At 59.8% G+C, this 259-nt stretch carries 1 protein-coding gene; it reads right to left on the bottom strand.

What is annotated here, in order from left to right; translation table 11 throughout:
• Positions 1-259, bottom strand: a 259-nt coding sequence (locus SB724_RS20805; protein ID WP_410572844.1) for a MerR family transcriptional regulator, incomplete at both ends; no start/stop codon positions are given.

Below are 259 nucleotides of genomic sequence, written 5' to 3'. Positions count from 1 at the left end.
CTCGCCGCTGACGAAATTGAAGAAGCGGCGCGTAATTGGCGCTTTGGCACGCCCGACCAACTGATCCTCGTCGGCCATGCTGACCCGTGGCTCGGATGAGGCCCCTGCTCCATCCTTGGAACTCGCAGCCAGCGCCTCGACGCTCGCCAGATCGCCATGGGCGACCGAGACCACGAACTTGTTGCCATTGGTCTTCAGGAGTTTCTGCACACCCTTGATCGTATAGCCATGATCGTAAAGCAGATGCCGGATGCCCTTC

The sequence above is a fragment of the Bacillus sp. SIMBA_031 genome (genome assembly GCF_046535225.1).
Classification (GTDB): domain Bacteria; phylum Bacillota; class Bacilli; order Bacillales; family Bacillaceae; genus Bacillus; species Bacillus velezensis.
The sequence above is the reverse complement of the archived record's forward strand: the minus strand, read 5'-3'. Positions and strand labels throughout refer to the sequence as shown.